The organism is Lentibacillus halophilus, assembly GCF_039522485.1.
GTDB classification, from domain to species: domain Bacteria; phylum Bacillota; class Bacilli; order Bacillales; family Amphibacillaceae; genus Lentibacillus; species Lentibacillus halophilus.
On sequence record NZ_BAAADM010000045.1, the window covers coordinates 1 to 7,301 of the forward strand.

Below are 7,301 nucleotides of genomic sequence, written 5' to 3' on the forward strand. Positions count from 1 at the left end.
TCCGAGAAAAATTCGTGTCTTTGATTACATCTTCGATGGATAGAAAATATAGTTTTTCACCGGTCTTCTAAGTCCTGTCAGAACACCCGTTTTCCCTTCAACCATTCATCTTTTTTATGTTTATCATAAAAAAACTGATAAATAGTTATTCGGTTTTATGATAATTTTTGCTGTCAATAAGATGAACCATTTCAAAATCATGAAGCATAAGTGTACTAAAGTCATTGCTCATACGCTGCTCCGAATCTTTAGTCTGCTCTATATTAAGGAATCTGCTGGATTCACGTACAAAATATGCATACCCTCCATTTAGCACTCTCTTGAATCAGTACATCATTGGTCGTGTCGATAGTGTCAAACACAAAAAAATAACCACCCTGTAAGCCTGGTAAGCAACTAGGTGGTTATTCTCCTTGTTGTGAGCCGCCCCCTTGAAGGGCTATTACGCTCGACCGTTTGGAGTTGACGCACCAATCGGTCCTTTTAGTATATGATTTTCCACTGATATTATAACCTATTTTAGGATTATTTTAAACACACATGATGATAAACCAAATCGGCTTTATTCGACAAATTTCGGGAAGTGACAGGCACCCCAAAAAGAATAAAATAAGCAGATGGACGCAAAATATACATAGTCTTCGTTTTGAAGTAACCTTAAAAACTAAAATCAGGAGCATGCAGAAAAAATATTTAGTAACATTACTATTGACGCTTCTTTTCGTTATGGCCGTTCCCCCCAAGGTCATGGCGGCACAACCAGCGGAAGGGTTTCATCCCGCTGACAAAATGTACATAAAAGCGGATACTGAGCACTACTGGAAAGGCCGTTATTCCAACGGGCGGATCTTCTCTGAGTACATTGCGAATAAATTAGCTGGTGATTATGATAATTTGACCAATTATGCTGTTGGCGGAGCCTTTACTGGTGTTATGACAGGCACTAAGGGTGAAGCGGATGAACGTTCCAACTGGTCGTCTTGGTTGAAAGGCTGGGGTGGCGTACAACAAACCAAAAGATTTCTTGAGGATGTGGATGGGCAAGCAGATCCCGAAGCTCTCTATATTATCAGCGTCGGTGGAAATGATACTTATGCCGTCGAGGAACTAGGAGCTGAACGTGCGGCAAAGCTTTCTAGCGACTATGCTCGTGATATGGTTCAGAACCTTGTAGAAGGTGGCGCCAAATATATCTTGCTGCCGAACCGTTTTATGGACGAGCGTACTAATTTGACAAGTTTTGAGGACATGAGAAACAAACAGGTCGTTCAAAAGATTGAAGACTATCTCGCTTCAGAAACCATTCCTGACGATGTAGAGGTTATCTACGGGCATAATCAGCGACTGCGTGCCAATATTGAGAAACAGGGTCATGAAAAATTCGGGTATAAAAGCATGGGCTTCTATATGGTTTCTGACTGGGTTCCAGCCTATGGATACGGCTTAGCCTCTGAAGATAACAGCGACATCTTCCCTACCAACGATGCGGAAGACATCTATGGCGGTTATGACAATTACTCAACCGACAGCAAATATTATAAGCCTGAAACATCTGGTTGGGAACCGAATGATTTCTACACTTATGACGAATACCATCTATCCGGCAGAAGCCAAAAACACATGGCGACGTACCTCTTAAATTCCGACATTGACACAGATGATGGGGTATTCAAAAAGGTCTATAACGGTAAAGTTAGCAATTTTGCTCAAGCGATTGATGATAACACCATTCCGTCTGAATATACCACGGTCTACACTTTCGGCGAGAGTAGTATAGACTCCGGCCGAGCTTTAAAAGTGACTACTGAGCTTGTGGAAAACCGGGGTGAACCAAAACAATCGTCATACAACGTGAAACCAGGTGACAACCTCTGGACCATCGTAAAAAATAATTACGACGGCAACCTAACCAATGCACGGATTATGCAGGGAGTTCAGGCTATTTACCAATCTAACCGAGATAAAATTCAGAACCCAGACCTCATATATCCAAAACAAACATTTACACTGCCAACGATGAGCGATCCTACGAACAAATGAATGAGACGGTGCCTAGTAACTGGTGCCTGGCACGAACACAATTCTGAATTGTTAGTAACTGGTGCCTGGCACGCACACAATTCAGAATTGTTTATGTGCCTGGCACAAAGCTATGGGGACAATCCCCGATATTCCTAAAATTTCGGTTTCACGGACAAATATGTTTTCGGGGAACTGGTTTAGATACTTTAAAGTACGGATAAATTTATGTACAAGAAGAGCGGCTGACCAACAAGTTAAGTAATACTTTAGAAAAAAAGTAACCTATCCTAACCTTTGGTCGAGGTAGAGGACGGTTACTTTTTTCTGTTCATGACAAATATTAAGACTCCTATCAAAACCAAATTTGATGTGAGTGCAATCTAAAAGAAACGGTCATTTGACAAAATTCGGAAAGTTACAGTAGTCCGTACCTCTTATACTAGGACATAGAAAAAAGCAGAAAAAATCGCAAAAGCATCCGGCAAACCAACACTATTTTATGTCATCAATTTTAATAGCCATTATCTGGAATTCATTGTTCCTCTTTACTTTCCTGAAATTGTATTTTTGAAAGAAGCCAATGGAATCTTCAAATGCTTCTAAAACGACAAAACTGGCTCCTATATAATTTGATATGTATACACATGTATCTAAAGCAAGCATTAGCAAAAGTTCACCCAGTCTCTGACTTCTATATTTCTCATCTATACCAAAATAATGCAGTCTAATAGCCGGGAAAGCTTGACTATCCATGGCGGTAGCAACGTCCTTCCAACCTTCTTTATCTCGCTTAGAACTGACAAGGTTAACGTAATCTGTGAATAAACTATAGAATCCAATTAAATCATTATCATAAAAATATAAATGTGTTCTACATGCATTAGATTCTTCTAACCGCAGAGCATCTTCTCTTAAGAACGTTTCCACATTAGGTTGATCAGAACAATAAAAAAGGTCAACATTCTCTATAAATTGATTAGAGAGGCTTGCTGACCTAATCTTATCAGTATTAATATTTAACGTGTTTCCGGCCAATGTTTGTTCATCCTACTTTTAATTTCTCTTGCTTCTTTTATTTTTTTTCTCATTTCAACCATGCTAGGCTGATCAACTGTACTTTTATCATGTGCCCAGTTAATAAATTGCTCTCGCTCTTTTTCATCATCAAATTTAATATCCATGGGAGTAACTTCTGCTACTTTTGGCATTTTTATTCGTCCCCCTTCGCAACATAAACTCACCTCCATTAGAGTCTATGCCGGATTCTAATTTCATTATACCTTTATTCACTCTTTTTTTCAATCATTCATGTTGCATAATCACGGGTCGGTGCCTGACTTTGATATTACTTAGCACCCGGGGCATAGAGCCGTGATATTCCTACTTATTTAACACCTCTTTTAGAGTCTCACCATTAGTAAGCTTCCAAGCAATTAAACCATTTGAACTTCTTTCTATTAATAATGAAGAAGCGGTTGATGGACTTGAAAATGTGATGTTTTCTTGTGAGATATAGTAATTTCCTTGCATTTTTAATATCTCTTTATCAATGGGACATTTGGTGCCTGGCACGCACACAATTCAGAATTGTTTATGTGCCAGGCACCAAGCTAATTCAGGAACGAACTTCCCATCTTAATTCGACAAAATTCGGGAAGTGACAGGCACTAGAAGTATGGACAAGAGTCGTAAACATCTGTTATAACTAGATTTATTGACTATACGATGAGTGAAAGAAGGATGGAAATGAAGGGAGATTTAGGTTTTCGGTGGCTTTTCTTTTTTACAGGTCTCTTGGTCATGGGACTTGGCGTTGCGCTGACTATCAAAGGAAAGTGGTTCGGTGTCGGATCCTGGGACGTGCTGCACGTAGGCTTGTTTAAACAGCTTGGGTTATCGATTGGGCTCTGGTCCATTATTATGGGCATCCTTATTGTTACGAGTGCCTCTATTGGTTTGCGTAAGTGGCCTCAAATCGGCACCTTTGCCAATTTAGCTTTTGTCGGTTTATTTATCGATTTGTTTAATTGGATCATACCAGATCCTCATATGTTGTTACTGAAATTTATCGCCTTTATTCTTGGCGTTATACTTTTGGCAATCGGCTGTGGTATCTATATTTCGGCGGATTTAGGGGCAGGCCCGCGCGATACGTTAATGCTTCTGTTATCGGAAAAGCTGAATTGGAGCATCACATTCTCGCGAACCTTTATGGAGGTTGTTGTGGCTATCATAGGTGTCTTATTAGGCGGGCCAATTGGCATCGGAACCGTAATCATTGCCTTTGCACTTGGGCCAATCATCCAAATTTCTCTCCGATACAGCCAAAAAATCCTTCATAACATAATCAGTAAAAAAGAACCCGCCAAGTACTATGCACACGAACAATTCTGAATTGTTTATGTGCCTGGCACGCACACAATTCAGAATTGTCTAGGTGCCTGGCACTCGCACAATTCTGAATTTTGACACTTGATATCCCTCTCTCCTCAACTGAGCTCTGAGATTGTGAGATGGATTAAATGAATGCTAGAATACTACCGTAATGTATTTTCCATGATAATAGATTGATATGGAACGGCATGTTACCGGAAAGGGGATCCTATTTATGCGAGATAATTTGAAGCAATATATTAATGGTGAATGGATTGAATCGACTGACTCTCAAACGATGGAGGTCATTAACCCTGCGACAGAGGAAGTTATGGGCCATATCAGCGCTGGTACAAAAGAAGACTTGGATAAGGCCGTTAAAGCAGCGCGGAAGGCTTTCCCTTCATTTGCCCAGACATCCCGTCAGTATCGAATTGATTTATTAGAGACGATTGCTGATGAGTATGCCAAACGCAAAGATGAGTTGATCGAAGTCATGACCGAAGAGCTCGGTGCGCCGCTTAAAGTCTCGGAAAATGTCCACTATATGATGGGCTATTCCCATTTTAAACAGGCAGCCGAGGAACTGCGGAATTTCTCCTTCAGTGAAAAACGCGAGAAATCAACCATCATGAAAGAGCCTATTGGCGTCAGCGGACTTATTACACCATGGAATTTCCCAACGAACCAGACGTCAACTAAAATCGCAAGTGCATTTGCAGCTGGCAGCACCGTTGTCTTAAAACCGGCGGAAGTCACGCCTTATGCCGCGATGATTCTTGCTGAGATCTTTGAAGCAGCCGGCCTGCCAAAAGGCGTCTTCAATCTGGTTAATGGCACAGGTGAAGACGTTGGCAATGCCATCAGTTCACATCCGGATATCGATTTTGTCTCGTATACAGGCTCAGGCATCGCCGGTAGCAAAGTGATGGAAAATGCCGCGAAAGATATCAAGAAAGTCGCGCTCGAATTAGGCGGCAAATCACCGCTGATTGTGCTGGATGACGCTGATGTTAAACAAGCAGCCGAGATCGCGGTATCCAATATCACGTTGAATACCGGGCAAGTCTGCACAGCCGCCACCCGCGTGTTTGTTCCGAAAAACATGAAAGCATCATTCGAAGCGGAAATGAAAGAACAGGTTGCCCAATTGGCCGTTGGTGATCCGCAACAGGACAATCAAATGGGTCCGCTTGTCGCGAAAAAACAACAGGATCGCGTCCAAAGCTATATCCAGAAAGGCATCGATGAAGACGCAACGCTTCTAATAGGCGGCGTCGGCAAACCTGAAGGCGTGAACAAGGGCTACTTCGCCAAACCTACCGTCTTCACAGATGTGCGCAATGACATGGCCATTGCTCAGGATGAAATCTTTGGCCCGGTTACAACCATCATCACCTATGATTCGCTTGATGAAGCCATCGAAATGGCAAACGACACCGTTTATGGCCTAGCTGGTTATGTTGTCGGCAAAGATCCGGACGCTTTGAGAAAAGCAGCCACCAGCATCCGCGCCGGACTCATCAAAGTCAATGCCGCACCATCTGACTACTCGGCACCATTCGGCGGCTTCAAGCAATCCGGCATCGGCCGCGAATGGGGCGACTTTGGCATCGAAGAATACCTGGAACCTAAAGCGATCATGGGCATGCCGGATTAAAGAACGTAGAAACCGCAGATGCGGCCGCATCTGCGGTTTTTTAGGTGCCTGGCACGCACACAATTCTGAATTGTTTATGTGCCAGGCACCTAATACAAGAGGGGGGAATAAATCATGGGGACATCGATTCAAGACAATTATGTTTACTGCGTATGGCCAGATTTTGTGCTTCCACTCGGTAAAAGCGGGAAGGACCTGGTCAATTATTTTAAAGGAAACTATGATATAAATATTAACTATCTTGAAGCCGCCAAAACATTGCCTGGAACAGCCTCGAAAAAGGGAAGGATCGATCAGATTTTCAGTGTGCAAAAAGACAGCATCGATACATTCGATCAAATTAAATCCGGGATAGGAGCGCTGTATGCAAAAGAGATCGTACGTAACAAAGCGCACTATATCTATAACGAGCGCGTATTTTTAAGTTACTTTAAACGATTAGAGGATGAGTTGATTAAAGCGGGAGAACTATCGAAAGACGATGCCTATCAAACACTTTTCTAACCCAATTCTGGAAGTGCCTCGGCGGTGTAGGGTGTAAGGTCAAGTAGGAGTGAACCTCTCTGCCTAACGGCTGATTGTGTATCACTCCCCTCTCAGAACCATGCGAGCGGTTTTCCCGCACACGGCTCCACCTATCATTCTTCACAGAATGTAACTAATATGATCTCGAAGTTGGTATATATTAACTTTCACTGTTGGTCTTGGAAGTGGAAATTTCTTTAGAAATAAAACGAATTTCTCCCATGTAAAAGACTTCTTCTGGCTTCTTCGATTGAGCCATTTAAAGAGTAACGTTCTTATATTGTCACGAAACAAATCAACTGTTGGTGAATTGTCTGTGATACAATAATAATTATAGTATCCTATAAGCGACCTTCGTATTCTATCCATGATAAATTCGGCACTTTCGGTTCTGTTTTCTTTTAGCCATTTCTTAGTTTGACGCAACTTCGCTCTCATCTTCTTGTTGTCAGTTTTCCGTTTAACTCTGAACTTGCCTTTCTGACTTTGGCTGCAGTAATGCGTAAAGCCCAGAAAATTAAATGTCGGGGGTTTCCTATTTCCATTCCGCCTACTGTTCTTTTCCGCAAATCTGCCAAAGGGAATAATGTTCGTCTTGTCCTCTGCAACTTCAAGGTTAAACGTCGCCAATCTCTGTTTGAGGCCTTCATAGAACTTATACGCGTCCTGCTGATATTGAAAACAGCACACAAAATCGTCCGCATAGCGGACGAGGTACGCT

8 protein-coding genes are annotated in these 7,301 nt (G+C 42.1%); 4 read left to right on the plus strand and 4 right to left on the minus strand.

From position 1 onward, the window contains the following. Nucleotides 1-678 precede the first annotated feature (678 nt). Entirely contained in the window at nt 679-2,040 is a 1,362-nt protein-coding gene (locus ABDZ72_RS08975; RefSeq protein ID WP_343752475.1) for an SGNH/GDSL hydrolase family protein, read from the plus strand. A 474-nt stretch (nt 2,041-2,514) separates the two neighbouring features. Here the strand turns inward: ABDZ72_RS08975 and ABDZ72_RS08980 are convergent, their stop codons facing one another. From ABDZ72_RS08980 to ABDZ72_RS14430, 3 genes are all read right to left on the minus strand, one after another. Then, nucleotides 2,515-3,057, minus strand: coding sequence for a GNAT family N-acetyltransferase (locus tag ABDZ72_RS08980; protein ID WP_343752476.1), 543 nt, complete (start codon nt 3,055-3,057; stop codon nt 2,515-2,517). Continuing rightward, entirely contained in the window at nt 3,039-3,230 is a 192-nt protein-coding gene (locus ABDZ72_RS08985; RefSeq protein ID WP_343752477.1) for a hypothetical protein, read from the minus strand. Before ABDZ72_RS08985 ends, ABDZ72_RS08980 begins: the two co-directional genes overlap by 19 nt. Nucleotides 3,231-3,402: 172 nt before the next feature. Beyond that, a complete protein-coding gene (locus ABDZ72_RS14430; RefSeq protein ID WP_425542368.1) occupies nt 3,403-3,600 on the minus strand; it encodes a DUF4357 domain-containing protein in 198 nt (65 codons plus the stop codon). Between the two features lie 168 nt (nt 3,601-3,768). Here ABDZ72_RS14430 and ABDZ72_RS08990 point away from each other — a divergent pair, with 168 nt between their 5' ends. The 3 genes from ABDZ72_RS08990 to ABDZ72_RS09000 all read left to right on the plus strand — a co-directional run bounded on the left by ABDZ72_RS08990 (nt 3,769) and on the right by ABDZ72_RS09000 (nt 6,559). Next, nucleotides 3,769-4,416, plus strand: coding sequence for a YczE/YyaS/YitT family protein (locus ABDZ72_RS08990; RefSeq protein WP_343752478.1), 648 nt, complete (start codon nt 3,769-3,771; stop codon nt 4,414-4,416). 214 nt (nt 4,417-4,630) lie between these two features. After that, nucleotides 4,631-6,055, plus strand: coding sequence for an aldehyde dehydrogenase family protein (locus tag ABDZ72_RS08995; RefSeq protein WP_343752479.1), 1,425 nt, complete (start codon nt 4,631-4,633; stop codon nt 6,053-6,055). A gap of 114 nt (nt 6,056-6,169) precedes the next feature. Beyond that, nucleotides 6,170-6,559: a hypothetical protein gene (locus ABDZ72_RS09000; protein ID WP_343752480.1), complete on the plus strand. Its 390-nt coding sequence runs from the start codon at nt 6,170-6,172 to the stop codon at nt 6,557-6,559. Between the two features lie 141 nt (nt 6,560-6,700). Here ABDZ72_RS09000 and ABDZ72_RS09005 read toward each other — a convergent pair whose 3' ends face one another. Beyond that, on the minus strand, nt 6,701-7,018 hold the full coding sequence (locus ABDZ72_RS09005; protein ID WP_343752481.1) for a group II intron maturase-specific domain-containing protein: 318 nt from the start codon (nt 7,016-7,018) through the stop codon (nt 6,701-6,703). Nucleotides 7,019-7,301 lie beyond the last annotated feature (283 nt).